Here is a 24,924-nt window from a genome sequence, read left to right as displayed (position 1 = left end):
GCCCGCAACTCATCGGTCGGTCCTACGGCACCTCACCCGGCGTCCGTCATCCGGCGTGCGTCATCCGGCGTGAGTCGAGAACAGACCGCCCGTCGGGCCCTGCTTGTCGCCTCCCTGGGCCTTCTTCAGGGCGTTCGCCAGGCTCTCGATGGTGAGGGACTGCAGGATCACCCGGCCGTTGCCCTCCAGGGTGGCCAGGGACAGGCCCTCGCCGCCGAAGACGGCGTTCATCATGCCCTGGCGGTTGAGGCCGCCGATGCGCTGGACGCCGTACTGGATGCCCTCCTCGAAGGCGACGACGCAGCCCGTGTCGACCTCGATGCGGCCGCCGAAGTCGGCGGGGTTCAGGTCGATGAAGTTGCCGGCCCCCGCGATGATCACCGTGCCGTGCCCGGTGAACTTCTCCAGGATGAAGCCCTCGCCGCCGCTCATGCCGGTGCGGCCGCCCTGGAAGGCGATGCCGAAGTCGACGGTGGACTCGGCGGCGACGAAGGCGTCCTTCTCGGCGAACCACGCGCGCGTGCCGTCGAGTTCCAGGGCGCGCATCTCGCCCGGGAGCACGCCCGCGAAGCCGACGGTGCCCTCGCCGCCCTGTGCGCTGAAGTACTGGAAGGCCATCGACTCGCCCGCGAGCATGCGCTGGCCGACCTGCATGGCCGTGCCCATGGCCTGGCGCAGCATGCCGCCCATGCCGCCGCCTCCGCCGCCTTGGGACTGCCCGCCGCTGTTCGACGGACCGGAGAGGCGGGTCTCCATGGTCACGTTCACCGTCTTGAACAGGAACTTGCCCGCCTCGCAGTAGACGGTCTGGCCGGGGCGCAGGTTGACGACCGCCATCTGCATGGCGTTGCCGACGATCTCTTGCTGAAGTGTCACGTGGGGAGAACGCGGGAGGTGGAGGAAAGAGTTCCGGCCTGATCCGGTTGTGTTCCGGCCACTCGATCTCGGTGTCCGTTCGCCGCCGGCGTCGCCGCGCGGTCGCCGCTGGGATGGACCCATGACAACCACTTACGGAACTCTCGACGGCAAGGTGGCCCTGGTCACCGGCGGCAGCCGCGGCATCGGCGCGGCGACGGCGCTGCGGCTCGCCCGGGACGGCGCGGACGTGGCCGTGACGTACGTGAACGACAAGGAGGCGGCTGAAGACGTCGTACGGCGGATCGAGGCGCTGGGGCGGCGGGCGGTGGCCCTGCGGGCGGACTCCGCGGACGCGGACGAGGCGGCGGGGGCGGTGGAGCGCACCGCGGAGGCGCTGGGCGGTCTGGACGTCCTCGTGAACAACGCGGGCGTGGGCGTGCTGGGACCGTTGGACGGTCTGGCGCTCGCCGATGTCGACCGGGTCCTGGCGGTGAACGTCCGGGGTGTGTTCCTCACCTCGCAGGCGGCGGCCGCGCGGATGCCGTCCGGGGGACGGATCATCACGATCGGTACGTGTATGACTCAGCGGGTGCCGGGGGCGGGTGGGACGCTGTACGCGACCAGCAAATCGGCCCTGGTCGGCCTGACAAAGGCGCTCGCCCGGGAGCTGGGCGGACGTGGGATCACGGCGAACATCGTGCATCCCGGGCCGACGGACACGGACATGAATCCGGCAGATGGGCCGTTTGCGGCGGATCAGGTGGCGATGACCGCGGTCGGGCGGTTCGGGACGGCGGACGAGGTGGCGTCGATGGTCGCGTATCTGGCGGGGGCGGACTACGTCACGGGCGCGGAGTTCGCGGTGGACGGGGGTCATGCGGCGTGATGCCGTGGTGGTGATTCGCCCCCGCCGCCCCTACCCGTCCCGTACCGGGGGCCAGCCCCCGGACCCCCGCTCCTCAAACGCCGGAGGGGCTGGTCTTTCAGCCCGTCCGGCGTTTGAGGACGAGGCCGTTCAGGCCGAAAGCGGGGGTCTGGGGGCGGCAGCCCCCAGGGGACGGGAACGGGCAGGGGCGGCGGGGGCGAGAAAGAGCCTGTGTCAGCCGCCCAGTTCCTGGTGACGGGCCGCCAGCCCCGTCGCGCCGGTCTCCGTCAGGGAGCCGTACAGCCGCAGGCGCGAGATGCCCCCGTCGGGGTAGATGTCCACGCGCGCGTGGGTGCCGACAGCCGCGGCCGGCAGGACGAAGCGGTGGTTGGTGTCGGGCTGCAGACGGGTGCGCGGGAGGATCTCGCGCCAGTCACCGTCCTCGCCGTCCTTCACCGACACCGACGCCCAGCCCGCGCTGTTGCCCTTCAGATACGCCGTGTCGATCTCGATCGCGCGGATCTGGGACTGGGCCGCCAGGCGGTAGCGGATCCAGTCGTTGCCCTGGTCGCGCCGGCGGCGGGTCTCCCAGCCGTCGTCCATCTTGCGGGAGCGGCCCGGCTGGATGGTGTTCGTGGCCGGGGAGTAGAAGAGGTTGGAGGCGTCCTCGGCCCGGCCGCCGTTCTCCAGGGCGACGACGTCGAAGGTGCCCAGGGTCGCCAGCCACTCGGGGTCCGGGACGACCTCGCCGTACACGCGCAGGCGCGCGATGCCGCCGTCGGGGTGCTGGTTGACGCGGAGGTGGGTGAAGCGCTGCTCGACCGAGACGGCGAAGCCGTTGGCCGCGTGGCCGCCCACCGGGGTGCGCGGGACGAGGGGTGTCCACTTCACGTCGTCGCCCAGGAGCTCCTCCGGGGACGGGGAGCCGGGTACCGAGGTGCCCTCGACCGACACCGCCTGCGGGTAGTTGCCGCGGAAGTGGGCCGTGTCGACCACGATCCCCCGTACGACACCCGGCGCTCCCAGCCGGACCAGCGCCCAGTCGTGGTCCTCGGCCGTCGGCCACGGGTGGTCGGCCGAGGCGCCACGGCGGCGGCGCGTCTCCCAGCCGTCCATGATCTTGCCCTTGTGCCCGAAGTGCTCGGGGTCGAACTCGGCCCGCTCGGGCACCAGCAGGTTCTCGCGCTGGGCGAAGAACTCGTCGTTGGCGGCGATCACGCCGGCCCCGAGGCGCCGGTCGGCGAGGTTGGCGTACTGGGTGAAGGGGAAGTCGGCGGTGCGGTAGTCGGCGTACGGGTCACCGCCTCCGTACGGGTTCGCGTCGCCGGTGAAACTGGCCAAACGGGATGGATGCTGCGCCGTCACGGTGATCAGATCGTCCTTTCGGGGTCGGCCGCTGCGGGTGCGGAAGGCTCGGTCAGTGGTCGCGGGTGAGCAGCTGCCCCTTCGGCTCGGTGAACTCGCCGTCCGTGACGATGCGTTCGCCGCGCAGCCAGGTCGACTTCACGACGCCGTACAGGGTCTTGCCCGCGTACGCCGTCACGCGGTTGCGGTGCTGGAGGGCCGCCGGATCCACGGTGAACGTCTCGTCGGGTGCGAGGACCGCGAAGTCGGCGTCGCGGCCCGCCTCGATGGCGCCCTTGCGGGCGTCCAGGCCCACCAGTTCCGCCGTGCGCGAGGACATCCAGCGGACCACGTCCTCCAGGCCGTGCCCCCGCCTGCGCGCCTCGGTCCACACCGCGGCCAGGCTCAGCTGGAGGCCGGAGATGCCGCCCCAGGCGGTCGCGAAGTCGTCCGTCTTGAGGTCGGCCGTGGACGGGGAGTGGTCGGTGACCACGCAGTCGATGGTGCCGTCCGCCAGTGCCGCCCACAGCAGGTCCTGGTTGGCGGCCTCGCGGATGGGCGGGCAGCACTTGAACTCGCTTGCGCCGTCCGGTACTTCCTCGGCGGTGAGGGTGAGGTAGTGGGGGCAGGTCTCGACCGTGATGCGCACGCCCTCGGCCTTCGCCTCGGCGATCAGCGGGAGCGCGTCGCTCGACGACAGGTGCAGTACGTGCACGCGCGCGTTGAGGCGTTTCGCCTGGTCGATGAGCTGGGCGATGGCCGTGTCCTCGGCGTCGCGCGGGCGGGAGGCCAGGAAGTCGGCGTACTTGGGGCCGCCGTGCTGCGGAGCCGCGTCCAGGTGGTGCGGGTCCTCGGCGTGCACGATCAGCAGGCCGCCGAAGGAGGCGATCTCGGCCAGGGACTGGGCGAGCCGGTCGTGGTCGAGGTGCGGGAACTCGTCCACCCCGGACGGCGACAGGAACGCCTTGAAGCCGAAGACGCCTGCCTCGTGCAGCGGGCGCAGGTCCTTGACGTTGTCGGGCAGGGCGCCGCCCCAGAAGCCGACGTCGATGTGCGCCTTGTCGGCGGCGACGTCCTTCTTCGTACGGAGGTGGTCGACCGTCGTCGTCGGCGGGAGGGAGTTGAGCGGCATGTCGACGAGGGTGGTGATGCCGCCGGCCGCCGCCGCGCGGGTCGCGGTCCAGAAGCCCTCCCACTCGGTGCGGCCGGGGTCGTTGACGTGCACGTGCGTGTCGACGAGGCCGGGCAGCAGGACGTCGTCGCCGAAGTCCTCGAGCCGGACGCCCGAGGGTACGGCGGCGTCGTACGGCAGTACGGCCGTGATCCTGCCGCCGGCGACCGTGACCGTGGCGGGACGCGTTCCCTCGGGTGTGATGACGCGCGTCGAGCGCAGCACCAGCTCTGTGTCGGACACCCGGACCCCTCTCAGCCGCCGCGATTTACTTCCACGTAACGGAATTCAACTTTCTGTTGAAGGAGTCTTCACTCCCGCTTCCGCGCCGTCAAGGGCACACTTCTCCACAGTGCACCCCCGGGCCCACTCTGGACGTTTCCACAAAGCGGAATTAGAATTCCAGCAAGCAGAACGTAGCTACGTACAAGCGGGGAGTCAACCGACCGGCGGGTAGGCTTCTGCCCTTCCCGCCAGTCCCGAAAGGAACGCGCCGTGCCGACGTCCAGCGCCAGCACCACCGACGCCGCCAAATCCAACGGCGGCGGCGTCCAGTCCCTCGAGCGCGCCTTCGATCTGCTGGAACGGATGGCGGACGCGGGTGGCGAGGTCGGGCTGAGCGAGCTCTCCGCGAGCAGCGGACTGCCACTGCCCACCATTCACCGACTGATGCGCACGCTCGTGGCCTGCGGATACGTCCGCCAGCAGGCCAACCGCCGGTATGCACTCGGCCCGCGCCTGATCCGACTCGGCGAGTCCGCCGCCCGGCTGCTCGGCACCTGGGCGCGCCCCTATCTGGCCCGCCTGGTCGAGGAGACCGGCGAGACGGCGAACATGGCACTGCTCGACGGTGACGAGATCGTCTACGTCGCCCAGGTGCCGTCCAAGCACTCGATGCGGATGTTCACCGAGGTCGGCCGCCGGGTGCTCCCGCACTCCACGGGCGTCGGCAAGGCCCTGCTCGCGAACACCCCGGACGACGAGGTGCGCGCCCTGCTCTCCCGCACCGGCATGCCCGCCGCGACGGACAGGACGATCACCACGCCGGAGGGCTTCCTCGCCGCCCTGGAGGACGTGCGCCGGGACGGCTACGCGGTCGACGACAACGAGCAGGAGATGGGGGTGCGCTGCCTCGCCGTCTCCGTGCCCAACTCCCCCACCGCCGCCGCCATTTCGATCTCGGGACCCGCGGGCCGGGTCACGGAGGCGGCGACGGACAAGATCGTGCCGGTGCTGCAGCAGGTGGCGGTGGAGCTGTCGGAGGCACTGGTCAGCCAGAATCCGGCGTGAAGGGCCGCGACGCCGACGCGGCCCCCGGCGGGGGGCTCATGCAGCGCGTCGGGTTCGACGGGTGGCCGGGGCCGGCGTTGAAGGCATCGGTCCTCGGTCCGACGGCAGCTGTCACTTGATCAGCCAAGGGCAACGGACCTCGGCCACCCACCCGGGGGCACGGGGCCGGGTCGATCCGCGGCTCCGCCGCGGGACACGGCCGGCCCGCACCGGCCTGCAGCCGCCGCACACCTGACCCGGCACGACGTAGCACTCAGCGCGGTGGTTCCCCGAACAGGTCCACGGCGTTGCGTACGTCCGACAACCCCCTGGCCAGCGCGCTCACGGAGCCGATCGCCCCGGCGATCAGCAGCAGGGACCGCCGCAGGCGGGGGATCTCGGGGGCGCCGTCGATCGTCATCGCGGCGAGGGCGGCGAGTTCGTCCTCGGCTATGCCGCGGTCGGGGAACTCGGCGGGGTGCGCGGCGAGTTCGCGGCGCAGCCGGGACACCGCGGTCCGCAGTTCCGCCACTCTCGGGTCCTCGTCGCTGCCGGTCACTGGCCTCTGCCCCAAGCTCCGCAACACAGCTCTCCCCCTCGCACGCCCTCGTGCGCAGTCTCCTCGTGCTCCCGCAAAGCCCCGTGGCGCTGGTCGGGCGCCGGGGGACGCGGGTCAGTAAACGCCACCCGATACCCGGTGCGCCACTGTGCGGACGGAAATTCAGCCCCCGGAAACCGGGCACTCGCCCTGGCGTCAGGTATGCAGGACCCATGACGGAGAACGAACAGCAGGTGGCCGGGCTGGTCCTCGCCGCCGGCGGCGGGCGGCGGCTCGGCGGACGCCCCAAGGCGCTGCTTCAGCACCATGGACGGCCGCTCGTCGAGCACGCGGTCGGCGTGCTGCGCGCGGCCGGCTGCACCCGCGTCCACGTGGTCCTGGGGGCGCGGGCCGACGCCGTACGGGAGCAGGCGGAACTGGAGGGGTGCGTGCTCGTGGAGAACCCGCGGTGGGAGCAGGGCATGGGGACCTCGCTGCGGGCCGGGCTGGACTCGCTCGCCGGGACGGGGGCCCGGGCCGCCCTCGTCTCGCTCGTCGACCAGCCGGGGATCGGATCGGAGGCAGCAGGGCGGGTACTGGCCGCGTACCGGGACGAGACGTCCCTCGCCTCGGCCGCCTACGACGGCGTACGCGGCCATCCCGTCCTCTTCGGCAGCGCCCACTGGGCACGGATCGCCGAGACCGCGACCGGGGACCGCGGGGCCCGTGCCTACCTGAAGGCGCACGAGCCGGCGATCACGCTCGTCGAGTGCGGGGACGTGGCGCAGCCGTACGACATCGACACGGAAGCCGATCTGGTCCACCTTGAGTGAACCTTGAGTGAGCAGGGTGGCACTGAGCGCCACCTTCCCTCGACCCGGAGAATCTCGACATCAACAAACCATTGAACTTCCACAATGAGGAAACTAGTATCCACTGTTCAGAAGCGCCCTACCGCTCCAAGGGCGCCGCTCGCCGTACCCGGTTCGACTGGCACCCGGTGCCACCGCTGAAGGAAGTGACAGCTCATGTCCGCACCAGCGCCGTCCCCGCTGGCCATCGTCGACGCCGAGCCGCTGCCGCGGCAGGAGGAGGTCCTCACGGAGGCGGCCCTGGCCTTCGTGGCCGAGCTGCACCGGCGGTTCACGCCCCGGCGTGACGAACTCCTCGCCCGCCGCGCGGAGCGCCGCGCCGAGATCGCCCGCACCTCCACGCTCGACTTCCTCCCGGAGACGGCCGCCATCCGCGCGGACGACTCCTGGAAGGTGGCCCCCTCCCCCGCCGCCCTGAACGACCGCCGCGTGGAGATCACCGGCCCCACCGACCGCAAGATGACCATCAACGCCCTCAACTCGGGCGCGCGGATCTGGCTCGCGGACTTCGAGGACGCCTCCGCGCCGACCTGGGAGAACGTGATCCTGGGTCAGGTCAACCTGGCCGACGCGTACACCCGCCACATCGACTTCACCGACCCGGCGAGCGGCAAGTCGTACGCCCTGCGCCCGAACGAGGAGCTGGCGACGGTCGTCATGCGCCCGCGCGGCTGGCATCTGAACGAGCGCCACCTCGTCGACGCAGACGGCAACCAGGTCCCCGGCGCCTTCGTCGACTTCGGCCTGTACTTCTTCCACAACGCCCAGCGGCTGCTCGACCTCGGCAAGGGCCCCTACTTCTACCTCCCGAAGACGGAGTCCCACCTCGAAGCCCGCCTGTGGAACGAGGTGTTCGTCTTCGCGCAGGACTACGTCGGCATCCCGCAGGGCACCGTCCGCGCCACCGTCCTGATCGAGACGATCACGGCCGCGTACGAGATGGAGGAGATCCTCTACGAACTGCGCGACCACGCCTCGGGTTTGAACGCGGGCCGCTGGGACTACCTGTTCTCCATCGTCAAGAACTTCCGTGACGGCGGCGCCAAGTTCGTGCTGCCGGACCGCAACGCGGTCACGATGACGGCTCCGTTCATGCGGGCGTACACCGAACTCCTCGTCCGCACCTGCCACAAGCGCGGGGCGCACGCGATCGGCGGCATGGCGGCGTTCATCCCCTCCCGCCGGGACGCCGAGGTCAACAAGGTCGCGTTCGAGAAGGTCCGCGCCGACAAGGACCGCGAGGCGGGCGACGGCTTCGACGGCTCCTGGGTCGCGCACCCGGACCTGGTCCCGATCGCCATGGAGTCCTTCGACAAGGTGCTCGGCGACAAGCCCAACCAGAAGGACCGTCTGCGTGAGGACGTCCACGTCGAGGCCGCCGACCTGATCGCCGTGGACTCGCTGGACGCCAAGCCGACGTACAACGGCCTGGTCAACGCCGTCCAGGTCGGCATCCGTTACATCGAGGCCTGGCTGCGCGGTCTCGGCGCGGTCGCCATCTTCAACCTCATGGAGGACGCGGCGACCGCCGAGATCTCCCGCTCGCAGATCTGGCAGTGGATCAACGCGGGCGTCGAGTTCGAGAACGGCGAGAAGGCCACCCCGGAGCTGGCCCGCAAGGTCGCCGCCGAGGAGCTCTCCGACATCCGCCAGGAAATCGGCGAGGAGGCCTTCGCGGCCGGTCACTGGCAGCAGGCCCACGACCTGCTGCTCCAGGTCTCCCTGGACGACAACTACGCGGACTTCCTGACGCTGCCCGCGTACGAGCAGCTCAAGGGCTGACCTACTCCTGAGACGCCTTGTCCGAGTGGCCCAGGGACCTTCCCGGGGCCACTCGGTCGCGTACGGCCTGCTTCACTGCCGTCGGCTCCGGGAAGCCCTGTTCGCGGCGGTCCCAGACCACCTCGTCGTCGACCCGGACCACGAAGACACCGCCGGTTCCGGGCTTGAGCGACAGCTCGGTCAGCTCCGCCTCGAAGGTGGTGAGCAGCTCCTGTGCCAACCAGGCCGCGCGGGGCAGCCAGCGGCACTGGGTGCAGTACTCGATCTGTACGACGGGGCTCATCCGAGGTGCACCGACCAATCCTGTTCCGCCGCCGGTTTGCCGTGCAGGTCGGGGACCCGCTTCAGCCAGTTCGGGCGGCCTTCCTGTGTACGCGCCATCCGCAGGGCCTCTTCGGCGGCGAGTTCCTCCCGGGTGGGGAAGTCCGTGGGGAGCCAGGCCGCGGAGGCCTGCACGCGCGCGTGGAGGTAGTCCACGTACGCGGCCCGGATGTCGTCCGGGGCCGCGAAGCCCTCCTCCCCGGCCAGCCAGGCGTCGGGGACCTCCGCGGCGATGTCCCGCAGCAGCTCCCGCGTCACCTTCGGCGCCAGCTCCGCGTCGGCCGCCCGCACGTCGGGGGCGTAGTGGCCGAGGGCGTGATGCCGGAAGTCGTACGCCTTGGTGGGGTCCGAGCTGTCCCAGCGGTGGTGGAAGACGAGGGCCGCCCCGTGGTCGATCAGCCACAGGCGCGGGGGCGCGATGCCGAGCGTCGGCCAGACCATCAGGTTCGAGCTGTGGACGGTACGGTCCACGTTCACGGTCAGCGCGTCCAGCCAGACGATCCGGCCCGCCTCCAGGGCATCGACCGGGAACGACTTCGCGACCTCCGGGGTGAAGTCCCTCGCGCCCGGCAGGTAGTCCATGCCGAGGTTGATGCCCGCGCTGGCGCTGTGGAGCTCCCGCACCTCCTGGTGGGGCTCGCCGTCGGCGATCGCCGGGTCGAAGTGCACAAGGACCAGCTCGGGGAAGCGCAGCCCGAGCGCGCGGGCCAGCTCGCCCACGATCACCTCGGCGACCAGCGCCTTGCGGCCCTGCGCGGACCCGGTGAACTTCACCACGTACGTCCCCAGGTCGTCGGCCTCGACGACTCCGGGGACGGAACCGCCGGACCGCAAGGGCGCAATGTAGCGAGTTGCAGCTACCTTTCTCAGCATCTTCCAAGGCCCCATCGCTCATTTACCTTGCATTCCACAGCAAGCTCTCGTGCGGTGCAATCCGAGGAAACGTCCCCGATCACCCCTGGGGAGAATCTGGGGAGTTTCGATCGGCACGCTCGTCTCCCTGCCTCCCCAGCAGCCCGTCAATGGCGGTGCGGCCCCTGCTTCCGGCCTCCGGCATGAAGTGAGCATAGTAACCAAGCGTGACAGCCGGGGAGGATTGTCCGAACCATCGCGCCAGCGTCACCACGGACTCCCCCGACTCCAGCATGATCGAGGCATGGGTGTGCCGCAGCACGTGGAAGCCGTCCTTCGGCGCCGCCTCCCACTGCCAGTCCTTCGCGCCCTTCGCGCGCGGCGGAATGATGCCGGCCTTGGCCAACGCCGGTTTCCAGGTGTAGGAATTCCACGTGTTGACCGCCACGGCATTGCCGAATCGGGTAGTGAGCAGGAGGGAGAACTTCTTCCGCTTCTTGTCCGCGTCCGGCCTTCCCCACGGAAGCTCCACCTCCACCGGCGGGAACGCTTCGACGTGACGCTTCAGCTCCTCAGCCACCGAGAGGGGCATGTCGACGATGCGTGTCTTGGCGCCCTTCGGCAGAGCGAAGCACAGCCTCCCCTTGATCGCCTGAACTTGGCGACGAACATGGAGGACACCTCGGGCATAGTCGATGTCCTCCGGGCTCAGCCCAAAAACCTCACCCTGCCGAAGTCCGCACCCCAGTCCGAGTACGACGGATATCCGGTGCCGTGGGCTGATCACATCCCGGACATGGAGCGCCCTCTCCAACAACCACGCTTCGCGTCGCTCCTTCGGCGCCTTGGGCCACCGGACGGACTTCGCGTGCATGGGGTTCGTGAGGAGCCGTTTGTCATCGACGGCCGCCTCCAGAATGCTGGACAGCTCGGACAGGATGCCGCGCCGGTAGTCGACCGAGGAGACTGTCGCCTCCAACGTGGAGATGTACGTGCGGAGTTCCGACGCCGTGATGTTCCTGAGCGGGAACTCGCCCAGATGCGGAACGATGTGAAGGCGCGCTCTCCGCTCCTGGTTGTCCTGAGTCTTCGGAACGCCTCCTCTGCCCGGCGCCCAGTGCAACGTGATGTAGTCGGCCAGCGTGATGGACCCGTCGCGCGGGTCCACGAACTCGCCGCGCTCCTCGTCGGTAGCTGCCCGACGGAGCCACGCCTTGGCGTCCTCCAGGATGTCAAAGGAACGGTCCCGGACCCCGGGGATGCCGGTGACCTTGTACCGCTTCCCCTTGCCGTAGCGGGCGGTTCTTTCCCTCTTCCCGGTTATCGGGTCCTTCTTCTTTTTGAGCCATCGATCTTCGATGTGGCCGGGCAGTTGAGCCTCCTCGTCGTGGGGGAAATGGCGATCTGGGCGAGGCGCGTCAGGCGTTGGAACTACGGATGGGCCGTTGCTGAGGGGTGGCGCTCAGCGGGCTCAGGACGGTGTTGGACCGGGAGTCGGCCTGCTCCTGTTCACGGATCCAGGCATCGAGGGCTTCCCGGCGGTACATGACGCGACCGCGAGGACCCATGCGGAAACTCGGCGGGCCCTGGCGTCGGTGGCGCCAGACGTAGAGGGTGCGGGGTGAGGCCGAGGTACTCGGCGGCGTCCTTCACATTGAGGAATGCGGCGCGGGCCTCGACCTCGGCGTACGCATGCTGCCGGGCAAGGTCGGCGAGGTGCGCCAGAACGCGGACACGGTGACGGCCGCCGGAACCACGGCCCGTTGGCTGATCGCCGCCGACGGCCTGCACTCCCCGGTGCGCCGCAGCCTGGGGCTGGAACTGCCGAATCGCCCCCACGGCCGCTACGGACTACGTCGGCACTACCACGTCGAACCGTGGACGGACTTCGTGGAGGTCCACTGGTCCCGGCACGGCGAAGCCGATCTGACACCGGTCGGCGACGACCTGGTGGGCGTCGCGATCCTCAGCCGCAACCGCCGCGGCTACGACGAACATCTCGCCGACTTCCCGGCCCTCACCGCCTCGCTGCGCGGACCGGCCGCGACGGAGGTACGCGGCGCCGGACCTCTGCGGCAGCGGGTGCGGCGCAGAACCGCCGGCCGGGTCCTGCTCGTCGGCGACGCCGCTGGCTACCTGGACGCCCTCACCGGCGAAGGCATCGCCCTCGCGCTGGCCACGGCCGGGGCAGCCATCCGCTGCCTGGCCGCGGACCGCCCGGACGACTACGAGCGCGCCTGGGCCCGGCTGACCCGGCGCCACCGACTGCTGACCGGGGCCCTGCTGACCGCGAGCCGCCGTCCCGGCACTGCCCGCCTCGTCGTCCCCGCAGCATCCCGGATACCCCCGCTGTTCTCAGCAGCGGTCCACGCAGGCAATAGTGGCCCGGCTCCTTTTCATGCCGAAAACGAACAAAAACAACCGTGTGCGCGGTCTCCGCGTCGGCAGAGGTGGGTCACTACACCAGAGGATCGAGTAGCTCCTCAGGGCCGTTTTCCTCTTCGGGCCGTTTCCATGGCGCCTACCGGCCATCGCCAGGACGCATTCCACATGCGACCTGGACCGGGAACTGGCGTGGCAAAAATGGTCGCGCGGGCCCGTGTGCCAAGTGTCCTTCCATGAGCGCCGTGCCTATGGCGAGCGGGTCAGGGCGACTCGAACCCTTCGATAGGCCCTCGTGATGGAGTGGCCTCGTGTCCCGTCGGAGTGCTCGCGAAGGAGAACCGTGGGATCGCGTCGGGTGAGTTGTCGTAGCTTGGTGCGGCTGCTGTGCTCGACGAGGATCGGCACGTAGTTGGGGATACGAGCATTGCTGAGCGGCTCGTAGCAGTCCTGCACCACACCCTGCACGATGGCGGCCGTCAGCAGGTCGGCGTAGGACGTCGTCAGTCGGTCCGTCAGCTCCTGAATGGCGTCGGGTACCGCGGCTTCGGCCGTGTTCGCGCCCATGGGGGCGCTCCTCACTGTCGCAGACGGCCGACCGCGGCAGCCGATCAGTGTCCAGGTGCTCGGTGTCGGCCTGTCCGCTTCCCATACTTGCACGGATCGCGTCGGTGGAACGACCTACCGGATCTGTTCATCACCTCGCCATCTCAAATCGGTCGACGTGCGGACCGGGCGGCCCGAAAGCCCGTGGTATCAGCAGTCCCGGTTGCCTCGTCCACACCATCAGCAGGTCGGGCGAAGGGGTGTCGCCGCCGACTCCGGCGCGGGATGTACGCGACTGATCGGCGCCGTCCGGGGAACCCGGCAGGGAGCGGCGCAGCCACCGGGATCACGTGTGGTTCGTCGTCCACCGGTAGGGGTAGACAGATGCTTGCATTCGTGGCCGCCGCACTCTTCGCCATCGCCTTCATCATCCGTGTCACCGGAACGTCGACCGACGTGATCTTCAGCCCGACGAGCCTCATGCTCGTCGGGCTTGCTTTCCTCGCTGCGCACTCGGCCGGCGTGGGGTCAGGCTGGTCCACCTGGCGAAGTTCCAGCCGCGGAAGCTCCACTCGCAGAAGCGGAAGTCGACGCTGAGCAAAGCGATGTATTCCCTCCTCTCGCCGACGGATCCGAACGCGGGGCCACCGCGGATTTCCCACCAGCCGGGCCGAGTTGCACCCGGAGCGGACGATCACCGCCTGCAATCGGTGGCTGCCCCTATGCCGCAGAGGAGCGACGGGATGGAGTCCTTACCCCTGCCCGCCTCGCGACTAGAGCACGCGGTCGCCGCTGGTCTCCGACGTGTCCTCCTCCGGCAGGTGCACGTCGTTGACGGCGATGTTCACCTCGACGACTTCCAGGCCCGTCATGCGTTCCACCGCGGCGATCACGTTCTCGCGGACCTCTGCGGCAACCTCGCGGATGCTCACCCCGTATGCGATGACGACCTGGAGATCGATGGCGGTCTGCTTCTCGCCGACCTCGACCTTGACGCCGCGCCCCGCGCTCGCGTGCCCGCCGGGGACCCGGTCGCGTACGGCGCCCACGGTGCGAGTGAATCCGCCGCCCAGCGCGTTGATCCCGGGTACTTCCCGTGCGGCGATCCCGGCGATCTTCTCGACCACCCCGTCCGCGATGGTCGTCCGGCCGCGGGTCGCCAGCGGTTCCTGCGGCCCGGTCCGTGCGGTCTGCAGCGTCGTGCCCACGCCGCTGCTCGGTTCATCGGGATCGGACTTGTGCAGGGTTGAACCGTTCGGCTCCGTCATCCGAAGCCACCTCCTCGGGCAGTCGACGGACTGCCATACCTGAGCGGCTGTCGGCCGCCATCTTCGTACCGCTCTCCCAAGTACCGTGCAGGGCACCGGACATGCACGCGCCACCGGCCTTTGACACCGTCCAGATTCTGAGACTATGCGGCTACGGACCACCTGGCGCACTGGGCCAGGACTATGCTGCTGCCCAGGCGTCCCAGACCCCGGCGGCTTGTCGTTGCCCGACACAGATGGCCGCGGGGAGCGGACCTTTCGTCCGTCACCCGGCACATCCCTGGACGGAACCGGGTGGGTCCCCTGTCCTGTTGCCCAGGCCCTCGGACTGGCCCTCGTTCCGCCTCCGCCGAACGTACGCCCCTGCCGACAGCGCGCCAAGAGAGGCCGGGAAACCCGGCCCCCACCTCGCTGCCGGATGGTCTTTTTGAACCGAGGCGTCATGCCCCTCCCACAGCTCACCATCTACCGTCGCGACCGACGCAACCCGGCACTGATCGCTCTGGCCGGCGAGATCGACCTGGATTCGGCACCGCTGGTGCGCACGGCACTGGCACGGTGCCTGAGCGACGGCATCCGCATCGCCGATGCCGACCTCGCCCCCGTGACCTTCTGCGACTGCAGCGGCCTCAATGCCTTCCTCTACGCCGCGCAGCGCACCACGGAGGCCGGCGGAATCCTGCGACTGCACAACCCGCCACCGACACTGGGCCGAATCCTCGACCTCACCGGCTGCGGGTTCCTGCTTGTCGGCCTGCCGCTCGGGCATCTGCCACCGTCCCTCGATGACGCCCCCGCCCCGGCCGTTACAGCCCCGCCACACCGGACTGTTCCGCTGGTGGCTGCCCTCTCGGGCGATGTGTGATGACGGCCCAGCCAGAGCAGAGGCAGCCACACACGCCCCAGGCAGGCGAGTCGTCCACCTTGGATGCTCTGCGGTTGCGCCGGGTGAACCGCTGGCTGGCGCAGGGCCTGGTCGGGGAGCTGGCGGATCTGCACGTCGACTCCCGCGAGACGTCCGCCGCTGAGGCGTACCGCAGCCGCAGCCGCCTGGACTTCCTGAACCGTCTCACCGGTGACATCCGGCGGCCGGGGTTCGCCATGGTGATCGCGGAGACGGACCACCTGGTGGGATGCGCCTTCGGCTTCCCGGTGCGCAGTGACGGGTTCTGGTGGCTCGGGTTCGACGGAGCACTGCCGCAGAGCATCGAGCAGCTCACCGCGGCCGGTGGCGTCTTCGCGATCACCAGCATCCTGGTCCAGCCACACCCGCAGGACCAGGACGTGGCCCGCCGTTTGCAGGAGCGGCTGCTGAGCGACCACCAGGCGTCCCTCGGCGCCACCTTGGTGGATCCGGACGATCACCCGGCCCTCGCGTCGCTCCGCTCCTGGGGATGGCTGGACGTCGGAGAGGTGTGGCGGCCGGTGGGCACGACCATGTTCCGCGCGCTGGTATTCCCCCTCGGGAAACGAACCACGGCGAGGCTGACGGGACTCGCCCGCGATGCCTGGACCCGGTGGCCCGGGTGAGGTCCGACAGCCGCTCGGCCCGCATCCTGGTGCTGGTCGCCAAACAAGCGGCCCGACGTGGCGCCCGGGTCGGCGTGGTCGATGTGTGCACCGCGGCCGTGGCCGCGCTGCCGGTCGGCGGAGCCGGGATATCAGCGATGTCCAAGACCGCCGCAAGCCACCCGCTGTTGCAGCACCGACGACATCAGCGAACAACTGGAGGAACTCCAGCTCACCCTGGGCGAGGGCCCGTGCGTGGACGCCTCCACGCACGGGCCCGCCGTCCTGACACCCGATCTGCTGACCAGTGCACTGCAGGACCGGTGGACCGTGTTCGACGATGGGGCCCTGGAAGCCGGGGCACGCGCCGTCTTCGCGCTCCCTCTGCAGATGGGGGCGATCAGCCCGGGAGTCCTCGACCTGTACGCCGACGTCCCCACCGTGCTGGACACGGAGCAGTTGGCCGATGCGCTGGCGTTCGCCGATCTCGCCACGCTGCTCCTGCTTGATGCGCGGATCGAGGAGACGGGCGGACCGCTCGACGGAGCACTGGCAGATCGCGGTTTCGAGGACCTGGGCGGATACCGGGCGGAGATCGACCAGGCCACTGGCATCCTCACCGTCCAACTCGGCGTCGGTATCGACGAAGCCTTCGTCCGGCTGCGCGCCTACGCCTCCACGCAGGGACGACGGCTCGCCGACGTGGCCGCCGACGTGGTGGCCCACCGGCTCCGCTTCTCCCCGGGCACGGAACCGAGACGGACCGACGAGGAATCCTGACGCACCGGTGCCGTCCGATGAATGTGCCGTGCTTCCCGCCCCCTTCCGGCGGGACTAGTCTCAATCGAGGGTGACACGATGAATCAGCAGCTCCTGGCCAAGACCTTCGTCGAGCTGGCGGACAATCTGGTCGCCGACTTCGACCTGATCGACTTCCTGCGCCTGCTCACCGACCGCTGCGTCGGCATGCTCGATGCGAGCGCAGCCGGGGTGCTGCTCGCCGACCGTGACGGCAAACTCCGCGTCATGGCCGCCTCCGACGAACGGGTACGCCTGCTGGAGCTCTTCCAGCTCCAGAACGACGAAGGCCCCTGTCTCGAATGCTTCCGCACCGGCACACCGGTGGCAGTCCCCGACCTGACCCGGGATGCCGACCGCTGGCCGCACTTCGTCACGGCGGCCCACCGCAGCGGCTTCGGGGCGGTTCAGGCGCTGCCCATGCGCCTGCGGGACGAGGTCGTCGGCGCCCTGAACCTCTTCCATGCCGCCCCCGGCCCCTTCGACCCGGCAGGCACACTCATCGCCCAGGCGCTGGCCGACGTCGCCACCATCAGCCTGCTGCAACAACGCACCGCCCAGCGCAGCACGGTCCTCAACGAGCAGCTGCAGACCGCGCTGAACAGCCGCGTGCTGATCGAACAGGCCAAGGGGAAACTCGCCGAACGCCAGAACATGGACATGGAGCAGGCGTTCAGCGCGCTGCGCGGTTACGCCCGCTCCCACAACCGGCGGCTGTCGGATGTGGCCCGCGCCTTCATCGACAACTCCGAACCGCTCCCCGGCCTGGTGGCCTGATCCCGTCGCCGAGACGATGACCGCACGCAGCTGCCCAGGCACGAAGAACCACGCTCGGATCACGGGCCGTGCTTCTGGAGGCGCGGTGCTGCTGGTGCGCCGCTGTCGGCTGGCGCCCGCTGTGGTGCGGCGTCGGCTGCGGGGCTGTTCCCGGGCTCCGGGCCCTCGCCCTCGGCTGTCTCGCCGGACCGCACCGCCGTCCCCGCCGCTGTCGCTGTCCACGCGGCGCTGTACAGCAGCAGCCTGGCCATGAGGTTGATCCACAGCACGACGGCGACCGGCACGGCGAAGGCGCCGTACATGCTCTTCCCCGCAACGCCCTGCAGGTAGCCGGTCAGCAACCACTTGAGCAGTTCGAAGCCCACCGCACCGATCAGCCCGGCGACCACGACCGCACGTCGGCCGGGATGCACCTGCGCCAGCCGGGTGAGCAGGTAGACCAGCAGCAGGAAGTCGACAACCAGGGCGATGGCCAGGCCGGCGAAGAACAGCAGGGCCCGTCCCGCCCCGCCCTCGATACCGGCTTTGTCGGCGGCCCAGCCGGCGGCGGTGTTCGCGAACACCGAACTACCGATCGCGACCAGCCCGACCGCGCCGAGACCAACCAGCACCACGGAGTCCTTGAGCTTGAGCAGGAACGGATTGCCGGGGTCCTGCTCCTTCTCCCACACCACGCGCAGGCACCCGCGCAGGGCGCCAACCCAGTTGATGCCGACCACGAGCAGCAGGGCTCCCGCGATCAGCCCGACGGATCCGGCATGCGCGACGAGACTGTCCAGGTCCAGCAGGTCGGAAAGGCCCGGCGCCTGGGCGGCGATCTTGTCCTGGAGTTTCCCGAGCTGGTCGTCGCTCAGCAGCTTGGCACCGATCGCCGCGCCGACGGTGATCAGCGGAAAGAGCGCGACGAAACTGGTGAAGGTGACGGCCGCGGCGAGCCGGGCCCAGTGGACTGCATCCAGCCGCTCCAACGCCCGCCCGGCGTGCGTACGCATCAGCTTCCCGATCACAGGCAGCCTTCGCAGCCATTCCATGAGCAACACCCGCTCTCTGCGTCCCACCGGCACCGTGCCCGCCAGGTCAACCGAGGTCTGTGTCGAGGTTGTCTGCGGGATCGTCAGCGGGGAGCGGCCCGGCGGTGGAGCCAGTGCTGCTTGTGGCGGGGGCGTTCGACCGGTCCGGCGGGATCTGCGTCATCCTTCTCCGCCTGCGCCGTCTGCGTGCGGGCGGTGTCGGGTTCGTTGGTCGGGCCGCCGCGTTCCCGTTCGGCTGCAGCAGACTCGCGCCGGGACGGTTTGAGCCCACGACGTGCGGTGCGGGCGCGGCGAGCGGTGCGGCGTGTACTGGTCAGGATCAGGCTCAGCCCGAGCAGACCCGCCGCCCCGACGACGATGCCCCAGAGGAAGAGCGTGCCGGTGGAGCCGGTGACATCGACACCGAAGACCGAAAATCCGCCGGTGAACTCGTGGGCGCTTCCACTGTTGGAAAGAACGCCGGCGACACCGATGACTACCGCGGCGACGAGGATGACGAGTCCGAGGATGATCATGACGTGCTCCTGGGATGTACTTCCTCTCCCCACGGTAGAGCCGTCCTGCCCGGCAGGCCACCGCCAGAGGTTGCGCCTACCCTGGAGTTGAGGTAGGGCAAGAGCGGAGGACACCATGATCGCTCTTGGGGTCATCCTGTGGAGTCCGGGTGTAGTCGATCACGTGGTCGGCGGACGCAGGCACTACCGGCAGACGACCTGATTCCGCAGGCCATCGCGCCCTCATACGTGCTTGTGGGCGCTCGTGGCGTTGACCGAGTGACACAACACCGTGTACGAGCTGTGTCGGCGGCCCCGTCCGGCTCTCCCGGCCATCACGGCAAGGGCTGCACCCTCTCCGGTCGAACCGGCCGATGACGGGCGGCTTTGGACGTCATGGCACCGACACCTCCACGGCCGCTCTCTCCCGGGTGTCGGGTCAGCTCGCTGCGGCGCGTTCGGCCTGTGCCTTGGTGTGGGCGAGAGGGTAGGACTCCGTACCGGTCTGGATGATCGCGCCGTCGAAGGTCAGCCGGTCGACGACGGCAGCGCAGAACCGGGATCGGTGACGGTCTTCGTCCGTCCCGAGAACCACTCGTTGGAGGCGATGGCGACGCTCTACGCGCGGCTGCGCGTCGGCGGAAGGGAGGCTAGGTCCGGTTGACCCGGCCGGCCACCGCGTGACCGATCAGCAGGTAGACAACAGCGGGCAGGCCGTAGTTGACGACGGTGCGCCAGTTGTCCGAGTCGATGGTGAACAGATTGTGCGACCAGCCCGAGAGCCAGTTCGCCGCGTCGTGGACCCAGGAGACCGCGCTGTTGGCGGCGTTGGCGTCGAACAGGTAGAAGGCGATCCACAGGATCAGAATCAGTGCCGCGATGTCCGCGATGAGGGAGATGACCGTCCCCGCGGGATTTCCGCCGTAGCGTCTGGACATGTCCAACGACTAGCCCTGACAGCAGCGTTGAAACCTCGCCGACCCGGCTGTCGTCCGCCGTGTCACAGACGGCGCCAGCGGGCCGAGGCGAAGGAGAAGACACCGAAGAGAATCAGCCCGATCGCGACGGCAACCAACAGCCACGGCCCCACCGGTGTCTGCGCGAAGCTGCGGAGCGTCGCGTCCACGCCCTTGGCTTCGTGCGGGTCGAAGCGGACGGCCGCCGCCAGGACGAAGATTCCCGCCGCGGCGAACACCACGCCACGCGCCACGCCCCCGCCGACGCCCAAAGCGGTGACGACCTGCTTCGTACGATGGCTCATGGTGCCGGTGTCCAGCTGCTTGAGGAAGCGCCGCATGGCCGCCCGGACCGCGAGTACCGCGCCGATACCGATCAGCAGGCAGCCCGCGGCACCCACCAGCACCTGGCCGTAGGACAGTTTGAGCGCCGATGCCGTCCAGTCCTGAGACTTCGCGTTGCCGCTGGAGCCCTGCCCGCCCCCGGCGGCATACGTCGCCGTGCCCCAGCAGACAAAGGCGTAGAAGACCGCCCGGCCACCGTCCAGCACCCGCGAGCTCACCTTCCGTCGAGGGCCCTTGGAAAGCACGGCGCGGGCACCTCGCCACAGGGCCATGGCGGCGAAGCCCACCACCAACGCCCACAGCATTGCCTTGCCGAAGGGCTGCGCCGCGATCTCGTGCAGCGCGCCCTGACGGTCCGCCTGGCCGCCTCCGCTCCCGACGGCGATCCGGATGGACAGCAGCCCGATCAGTACGTAGACGATGCCCCGGGCGACAAAGCCCGCTCGCCCCGCGGCAGTCAGCGTCTCGTTCTGCGTGGAACGGGCCGCGGACTTCGCGGCCCGGCCGCGTCCTTGCGTGTGAGACGAGGTCACGATGCCCTCCCCATGGCGTGCGTGTCGGCCATGACCTGGTCGCGCAGGCATGCACAGATGCGGGTGATCAGACGGGAGACGTGCATCTGCGAGAGACCGAGCTGCAGGGCGATGCGGCTCTGCGTCATCTCGCAGAAGAACCGCATGTAGAGGATCTGCCGTTCGCGTTCGGGCAGGGCCCGCAGCAGCGGGCGCAGCGCCTCACGATTGACGATCAGGTCGAAGCCGGGCTCCATGGTTCCGAGCGTGTCGGTCAGCGGGTGGCTGTGCTCGGAGCGGCCGGGTACGGCATCCAGGGGCAGCGCGGTGAAGCTCTCCAGCGCGCCCTGGCCGAGCCGTACCTCCGCGTCGGTGAGGCCGGTGTGCGCGGCGATCTCGTGGACGGAGGGTTCGTGGCCGTAGAGCGAAGCGCACTCCTGGCCGGCGGAGCGGACCCGGCCGCGCAGCTCCTGTACGCGTCGCGGCACGTGCACGCCCCAGAGGTGGTCCCGGAAGTGCCGTTTCACTTCGCCGAGGATCGTCGGTATGGCAAAGCTCGGGAAGGCGGTGCCGAGACCGGGGTCGAAGCGGAACACCGCCTTGACCAGGCCCAGTTGGGCGACCTGCTTGAGGTCCTCGAAGGACTCACCGCGGTGACGGAACCGACGGGCGAGCCGTACGGCCATCGGCATCCAGGCGCACACCACCTCCTGCCGCAGCGCGGACCTCTCCGGGCCGTCCGGCAGGGCGGCGATACGGCGGAACGCGGCATCGGTGTCCGGCGCGTCGTCGTAGGGGCGTGCGCTTGGTGCCCTCTGAGTGCGTGCGTACGGCATGGGCGCGTGTCTCCCTCATCGGTGGCGTCGCTCACCGTGGGAGCCGGCAGGCCGCAGCACGCTGGGGAGCAGCGACAACTGCTCCCACGGGCGTGCCTCCGGTCTGAAGCACCGCGGACGGGTTCCCGAGCAGCCCACCTTCAAACACGCTCTGGGCACCCGCCGCACGAGACCACCCTGGGCGGTCTCGTCCCGAACCAGATGGCCAACCGGCAGCGCGGCAGGCGCCCTTGACCGATTCGTGTGGGCAGGCGGCCGCGTGGTCGCCATCGCTACGGGTACGCAGTCGGCATGAGACACCTCCGCGCACCCGATGCACGGCTCTTCTCGCGTGTCGCCTCTGCCCACCCCATGCTGCCGTGGCTGGCCGGCGCGGCCGTGATGGGCCTGTCCGGCAACCGTGGCGCACGCCGAGCCGCTCTGCGTGGCACCGGCTCCCTGGCTCTGGCCTCCGCCGCCGTCGGTATCGCCGCCAAGTCGGCTTCCAGCCACCGGTTTCTGCCTCGGCCCGCCACCCGGGCATTGCCGTCCGGGCATGCGGTCGCCGTCGCGGCTTTCGCGTCGGCCGTCGCGTTGGAGTCGCCGCTGCTGGGCGCCGCGCTCGTCCCGCTTGCCGCAGCCGCCGCCGTCTGTCGCGCCCGCACCGGCACGCGTTCGCCCGGTGATGTCCTCGCCGGTGCCGTACTCGGGGCCGGTGTCGCGGCGGCGACGTGCCGTTGGTGGCCGCTGCACGTGGACGAGCCCGCGCATGCCGCCCGGCCGAACGTCCCTGTTCCGGCGCTTCCCGCAGGGCAGGGGCTGATCGCGGTCGTCAACAGCGACGCGGGCGGCGACACCCCGGCCGAAGCCGAACTACGGATCCTCTTGCCGATGGCGGACATACGGATCTGCGGGAGTGGCGTCGACCTGCACCTGGTGCTCGACCAAGCCGCCAAGGACGTGCTCGCCCGAGGTGGCGCGCTCGGCGTCGTCGGCGGCGACGGGACGGTCAACGCGGCAGCGGTCCGGGCCACCGAGAGCGGACTGCCACTGGCCGTGTTCCCCGCCGGCACCCTCAACCACTTCGCCGCCGACCTCGGCCTTGCGACCCTGAAGTCCGCCGCCGACGCCGTGGAGGCGGGTTGCGGCGGAGCCGTCGATCTCGGCCGGGTCACCTCCGCAGACGGTGCCGGCACGTATTTCCTCAACACGTTCAGTATCGGTGTCTACCCCGAACTCGTCCGGGCCCGGGAAGCCCGCGAGAGGCGCCTGGGCAAGTGGCCCGCCCTGTGCATCGGCCTGCTCCGCGTCCTCGCCGACGGCACCCCCAGCCAGGTCACCGTCGACGGGCGGCACCGACGGCTGTGGCTGCTCTTCGCCGGCAACAGCCGCTACGACCCGCCCGGCTTCGCGCCCTCCTACCGCCGTAGCCTCAACGACGGACTCCTCGACATCCGCACCGTGGACGGCAGCCACCCCTTCGCCCGCACCCGGCTCGTCACCGCCTTCCTCACCGGAACCCTCGCCCGCTCCCGCGTCTACCGGGCCACCATGGTCACCCGGCTGCGGATCGACGGAATGGGCGAGGAAGAGGACTACACCCGTGACGGCGAAGTGAGCCCGGCCGCCGGCACGCTCCACCTCGACAAAGCGATAGGTACGCTCACCGTCTACCTGCCACCACAGCGGTGACGCCGCCGGCGGGGTGGCGCGCTTCGAGCGTTCTGCCTGTTCAACGGCTACGGGGTCAGGGAAGGGGCAGGTCGGTGTTTGAGCTCCACCGGGCGGGCTACCCAACGGAGGCGTCCGACGGCCGTTCTGGGCGAAGGCACCGGCGAGTTGAACTCACAGCTCCCGGTGCCGTCCGCTGGAGCATGTACACCGTCATCTCCGGTCCTCCAGATGGAGGCGTCTCAGTGCTCGGCGCAGCTCCCGCTGCATCGGTTCCGGAAGCGTTTCGTCGGTCGTGGTGGCGACCAGGGCCGCGGCCACGTCCCGGAGCTTGATGTTGCAGTGCTGCGACACGTCCACCAGCAGGTCCCAGGCCCGTTCGCTGGAACAGGGTGCCAGGGCCATCACCATGCCGCGTGCCTGGTCGATCACCGCTCGGCTCGCCAGCGCGCGGCTCAACTGCTCGTTTGTGGCGCGTAGTTCGACGACCTCGGCCAGTAGAGCCGTGTCTTCCGCCGATGCCGCGGCCATCAACAGCCACTGTTTTTCGCGGGGCGTGGTCAGCTGGCGCATGGTGCGTACCTCACAGGGCAGTCATTCCGTCCGTAGGTGGTCAGCGGCGCGCCAGTCGCCGTTCGCCGGCCGTACCGGGCTGGTAGGCCAGTCCGTGGTGCCTGAAGATCGCTTCCTCCTGCTCGGCGGGCAGCACGCGGTCGGTGCTGACCGACGGGGCCTGCTTCACCAGTGCCTGCCATAGCCGGTCTTGAGATGGTCCGGCCCGGCGATCGCGTCATCGAGAGATACGAAGACCAGACGGTGCCGGGTGGGCAGTCCGGTCCGTACTGTGGCCATGGCCGGCTCGTCGCTGGTGGTGTCCACATAGACCGCCTCCAGGACACCGACCTTGTGGCCTTCGCTGTCGACGACATCGCGGTTGCGCCATTCCCGGACGTCGGCCGCGTGAATCATGGCCTCTCCCTACCCGGACGGCTCACCCCGCCGATGGTGAGTCGCATCCTCGGTTGTCCGCGTAAAGCTGCCGCAGTGCATGCCGCAGCGCCCGTTGCATCAGCCGCGAGAGCGGGTCACCCTCCCAGGCGGCGACCACGGCCACGGCCACGTCCGGAAGCTTGGCGTTGCACTGCCGCGAGATATCCACCAGCAGGTTCCTGGCCGCCCCACGGCCGCAGGGTGCCAGGACCATCACCATGCCGCAGGCCTGATCGATGACCGCACGGCCGGCCAGCGCCCGCCGCAGCTGATCGTTCTCGGCGCGCAGCGCCACGACATCCCGACCGGCCGCATTCCCCACCGCGGTCTCAGCCGCCACGCCCCACCAATTCTCCGGGAGCAAGGTTGTGCGATGCATGACATCCACCTCTCATATCGGGCGACTTCATCGGTCACCCGCGGCGTTCATGGTCCCGACGGTCCTCGCGCCTCCAGCGCGCCCGGTGCTGACGGCTGTAGCGGCGGTCCCAGCGGTCCTGACGATCCCGGCGCTGCTGGTAGTCCCGGTAGTCCCCGAAATCGGAACCGTCACCGCCGCCCCAGCCTCCGCCACGGTCGCGGCCGTGCCGGGTGGCACCGAACACCAACACGGCCGCGACCACCCACCAGAGCGGGTGGAGAAAGCCGAGGCCGAACAAGACCACGATGAGGATGAGAAGCAGAACGAACACGGCGGGCCTCCCCGGAGCGGAACAAGGCATCACTGCCGGGGGCCGGGGCCTGTGCGCACAGCGTAGCCCTCCCCAGAGGTTGCGGACAGCTACCCACGTCAGCGTCTTCCGCCGGGAACGGATGGCCACTTGCCGTCTGTTCAGGGGGTGCGGCGAGGGCTAGCGTGCACGGTACGGCCCGAGCCCCCGGCAGCGTCGATCACCTCTCGCGCTCCTTCGAGGGCGCACCTCGCGCATCAGTGCCGGAACCCGCCCCGTTTGCCAAC

Annotated in this window: 27 protein-coding genes and 3 pseudogenes; 10 read left to right on the top strand and 20 right to left on the bottom strand. The window is 69.8% G+C overall.

Annotated elements, in window-relative coordinates; genetic code table 11:
- Positions 1-60: 60 nt before the first annotated feature.
- Positions 61-876 (bottom strand): AIM24 family protein, encoded by an 816-nt coding sequence (locus EDD92_RS37465; RefSeq protein ID WP_123968408.1) that lies wholly within the window; start codon positions 874-876, stop codon positions 61-63.
- 121 nt (positions 877-997) lie between these two features.
- On the opposite strand from EDD92_RS37465, the gene EDD92_RS37460 reads away from it, so the two are divergent.
- Complete coding sequence (locus tag EDD92_RS37460) at positions 998-1,744, top strand: SDR family oxidoreductase (protein ID WP_123968407.1); 747 nt, start codon at positions 998-1,000, stop codon at positions 1,742-1,744.
- Positions 1,745-1,957: 213 nt separating this feature from the next.
- Here the strand turns inward: EDD92_RS37460 and alc are convergent, their stop codons facing one another.
- Together alc and allB are read right to left on the bottom strand one after the other, a co-directional pair.
- Positions 1,958-3,088, bottom strand: a complete 1,131-nt coding sequence (gene alc, locus EDD92_RS37455) for an allantoicase (RefSeq protein ID WP_123968406.1) — start codon at positions 3,086-3,088, stop codon at positions 1,958-1,960.
- Positions 3,089-3,140: 52 nt separating this feature from the next.
- Positions 3,141-4,481 (bottom strand): allantoinase AllB, encoded by a 1,341-nt coding sequence (gene allB, locus EDD92_RS37450; protein ID WP_123968405.1) that lies wholly within the window; start codon positions 4,479-4,481, stop codon positions 3,141-3,143.
- 252 nt (positions 4,482-4,733) lie between these two features.
- Here allB and EDD92_RS37445 point away from each other — a divergent pair, with 252 nt between their 5' ends.
- Positions 4,734-5,528 (top strand): IclR family transcriptional regulator, encoded by a 795-nt coding sequence (locus tag EDD92_RS37445; RefSeq protein WP_123968404.1) that lies wholly within the window; start codon positions 4,734-4,736, stop codon positions 5,526-5,528.
- Positions 5,529-5,781: 253 nt separating this feature from the next.
- Here the strand turns inward: EDD92_RS37445 and EDD92_RS37440 are convergent, their stop codons facing one another.
- On the bottom strand, positions 5,782-6,066 hold the full coding sequence (locus EDD92_RS37440) for a DUF5955 family protein (protein ID WP_030940572.1): 285 nt from the start codon (positions 6,064-6,066) through the stop codon (positions 5,782-5,784).
- Between the two features lie 212 nt (positions 6,067-6,278).
- Between EDD92_RS37440 and EDD92_RS37435 the strand changes: the two genes are divergently transcribed.
- Positions 6,279-6,878, top strand: coding sequence for an NTP transferase domain-containing protein (locus EDD92_RS37435; protein ID WP_123968403.1), 600 nt, complete (start codon positions 6,279-6,281; stop codon positions 6,876-6,878).
- Between the two features lie 195 nt (positions 6,879-7,073).
- Positions 7,074-8,699: a malate synthase A gene (gene aceB, locus EDD92_RS37430; RefSeq protein WP_123968402.1), complete on the top strand. Its 1,626-nt coding sequence runs from the start codon at positions 7,074-7,076 to the stop codon at positions 8,697-8,699.
- 1 nt (position 8,700) lies between these two features.
- Here aceB and EDD92_RS37425 read toward each other — a convergent pair whose 3' ends face one another.
- The 4 genes from EDD92_RS37425 to EDD92_RS51575 all read right to left on the bottom strand — a co-directional run bounded on the left by EDD92_RS37425 (position 8,701) and on the right by EDD92_RS51575 (position 11,419).
- Positions 8,701-8,982, bottom strand: coding sequence for a SelT/SelW/SelH family protein (locus EDD92_RS37425; RefSeq protein ID WP_123968401.1), 282 nt, complete (start codon positions 8,980-8,982; stop codon positions 8,701-8,703).
- A complete protein-coding gene (locus tag EDD92_RS37420) occupies positions 8,979-9,893 on the bottom strand; it encodes a HipA family kinase (protein ID WP_123968400.1) in 915 nt (304 codons plus the stop codon). The genes EDD92_RS37425 and EDD92_RS37420 overlap by 4 nt, the downstream gene beginning before the upstream one ends.
- A gap of 79 nt (positions 9,894-9,972) precedes the next feature.
- Entirely contained in the window at positions 9,973-11,103 is a 1,131-nt protein-coding gene (locus EDD92_RS37415) for a site-specific integrase (protein WP_123968399.1), read from the bottom strand.
- Positions 11,104-11,290: 187 nt separating this feature from the next.
- Positions 11,291-11,419 (bottom strand): hypothetical protein, encoded by a 129-nt coding sequence (locus EDD92_RS51575; protein WP_260327020.1) that lies wholly within the window; start codon positions 11,417-11,419, stop codon positions 11,291-11,293.
- 133 nt (positions 11,420-11,552) lie between these two features.
- Between EDD92_RS51575 and EDD92_RS37405 the strand changes: the two are divergent.
- Positions 11,553-12,245 (top strand): annotated as a pseudogene (locus EDD92_RS37405) (NAD(P)/FAD-dependent oxidoreductase); the annotation flags it as partial.
- A 258-nt stretch (positions 12,246-12,503) separates the two neighbouring features.
- Here EDD92_RS37405 and EDD92_RS37400 read toward each other — a convergent pair.
- Positions 12,504-12,821, bottom strand: a complete 318-nt coding sequence (locus tag EDD92_RS37400; RefSeq protein WP_123968398.1) for a three-helix bundle dimerization domain-containing protein — start codon at positions 12,819-12,821, stop codon at positions 12,504-12,506.
- Between the two features lie 752 nt (positions 12,822-13,573).
- Positions 13,574-14,068, bottom strand: a complete 495-nt coding sequence (locus tag EDD92_RS37390; RefSeq protein ID WP_123968396.1) for an Asp23/Gls24 family envelope stress response protein — start codon at positions 14,066-14,068, stop codon at positions 13,574-13,576.
- 442 nt (positions 14,069-14,510) lie between these two features.
- On the opposite strand from EDD92_RS37390, the gene EDD92_RS37385 reads away from it, so the two are divergent.
- The 4 genes from EDD92_RS37385 to EDD92_RS37370 all read left to right on the top strand — a co-directional run bounded on the left by EDD92_RS37385 (position 14,511) and on the right by EDD92_RS37370 (position 17,152).
- Positions 14,511-14,933: an STAS domain-containing protein gene (locus EDD92_RS37385; protein ID WP_123968395.1), complete on the top strand. Its 423-nt coding sequence runs from the start codon at positions 14,511-14,513 to the stop codon at positions 14,931-14,933.
- 83 nt (positions 14,934-15,016) lie between these two features.
- On the top strand, positions 15,017-15,598 hold the full coding sequence (locus EDD92_RS51565; protein WP_260327367.1) for a hypothetical protein: 582 nt from the start codon (positions 15,017-15,019) through the stop codon (positions 15,596-15,598).
- A 234-nt stretch (positions 15,599-15,832) separates the two neighbouring features.
- On the top strand, positions 15,833-16,357 hold the full coding sequence (locus EDD92_RS51560) for an ANTAR domain-containing protein (protein WP_260327019.1): 525 nt from the start codon (positions 15,833-15,835) through the stop codon (positions 16,355-16,357).
- Positions 16,358-16,435: 78 nt separating this feature from the next.
- Positions 16,436-17,152 carry a GAF and ANTAR domain-containing protein gene (locus EDD92_RS37370; RefSeq protein WP_123968394.1) on the top strand — a complete coding sequence of 239 codons (717 nt, stop codon included), beginning with the start codon at positions 16,436-16,438 and terminating at the stop codon, positions 17,150-17,152.
- A gap of 59 nt (positions 17,153-17,211) precedes the next feature.
- Here the strand turns inward: EDD92_RS37370 and EDD92_RS37365 are convergent, their stop codons facing one another.
- From EDD92_RS37365 to EDD92_RS37340, 6 genes and pseudogenes are all read right to left on the bottom strand, one after another.
- The gene (locus tag EDD92_RS37365) at positions 17,212-18,183 is read right to left on the bottom strand and encodes a YihY/virulence factor BrkB family protein (RefSeq protein WP_123968393.1); all 972 of its coding nucleotides are present in this window, start codon (positions 18,181-18,183) and stop codon (positions 17,212-17,214) included.
- 83 nt (positions 18,184-18,266) lie between these two features.
- Complete coding sequence (locus tag EDD92_RS37360; RefSeq protein WP_123968392.1) at positions 18,267-18,698, bottom strand: hypothetical protein; 432 nt, start codon at positions 18,696-18,698, stop codon at positions 18,267-18,269.
- Positions 18,699-19,116: 418 nt separating this feature from the next.
- Positions 19,117-19,295 (bottom strand): annotated as a pseudogene (locus EDD92_RS37355) (AAA family ATPase); the annotation flags it as partial.
- A gap of 32 nt (positions 19,296-19,327) precedes the next feature.
- Positions 19,328-19,615, bottom strand: coding sequence for a hypothetical protein (locus tag EDD92_RS37350; RefSeq protein WP_123968391.1), 288 nt, complete (start codon positions 19,613-19,615; stop codon positions 19,328-19,330).
- A gap of 62 nt (positions 19,616-19,677) precedes the next feature.
- The gene (locus EDD92_RS37345) at positions 19,678-20,511 is read right to left on the bottom strand and encodes a DUF1206 domain-containing protein (RefSeq protein ID WP_185124245.1); all 834 of its coding nucleotides are present in this window, start codon (positions 20,509-20,511) and stop codon (positions 19,678-19,680) included.
- Positions 20,508-21,326: a SigB/SigF/SigG family RNA polymerase sigma factor gene (locus EDD92_RS37340; RefSeq protein WP_123968389.1), complete on the bottom strand. Its 819-nt coding sequence runs from the start codon at positions 21,324-21,326 to the stop codon at positions 20,508-20,510. The genes EDD92_RS37345 and EDD92_RS37340 overlap by 4 nt, the downstream gene beginning before the upstream one ends.
- Positions 21,327-21,617: 291 nt before the next feature.
- Here EDD92_RS37340 and EDD92_RS37335 point away from each other — a divergent pair, with 291 nt between their 5' ends.
- Positions 21,618-22,997 (top strand): diacylglycerol kinase family protein, encoded by a 1,380-nt coding sequence (locus EDD92_RS37335; RefSeq protein ID WP_123968388.1) that lies wholly within the window; start codon positions 21,618-21,620, stop codon positions 22,995-22,997.
- A 192-nt stretch (positions 22,998-23,189) separates the two neighbouring features.
- Here EDD92_RS37335 and EDD92_RS37330 read toward each other — a convergent pair whose 3' ends face one another.
- From EDD92_RS37330 to EDD92_RS37315, 4 genes and pseudogenes are all read right to left on the bottom strand, one after another.
- On the bottom strand, positions 23,190-23,549 hold the full coding sequence (locus EDD92_RS37330) for an ANTAR domain-containing protein (protein WP_123968387.1): 360 nt from the start codon (positions 23,547-23,549) through the stop codon (positions 23,190-23,192).
- 40 nt (positions 23,550-23,589) lie between these two features.
- Positions 23,590-23,945, bottom strand: a pseudogene (locus EDD92_RS37325) (PRC-barrel domain-containing protein).
- A 22-nt stretch (positions 23,946-23,967) separates the two neighbouring features.
- Positions 23,968-24,345: an ANTAR domain-containing protein gene (locus tag EDD92_RS37320; RefSeq protein ID WP_123968386.1), complete on the bottom strand. Its 378-nt coding sequence runs from the start codon at positions 24,343-24,345 to the stop codon at positions 23,968-23,970.
- 34 nt (positions 24,346-24,379) lie between these two features.
- Complete coding sequence (locus EDD92_RS37315) at positions 24,380-24,658, bottom strand: hypothetical protein (protein ID WP_123968385.1); 279 nt, start codon at positions 24,656-24,658, stop codon at positions 24,380-24,382.
- Positions 24,659-24,924: the final 266 nt, after the last annotated feature.

The sequence above is a fragment of the Streptomyces sp. TLI_185 genome (assembly GCF_003814765.1).
In the GTDB taxonomy this organism is placed as follows: domain Bacteria; phylum Actinomycetota; class Actinomycetes; order Streptomycetales; family Streptomycetaceae; genus Streptomyces.
This window is presented reverse-complemented; position numbering and strand designations above follow the sequence as displayed.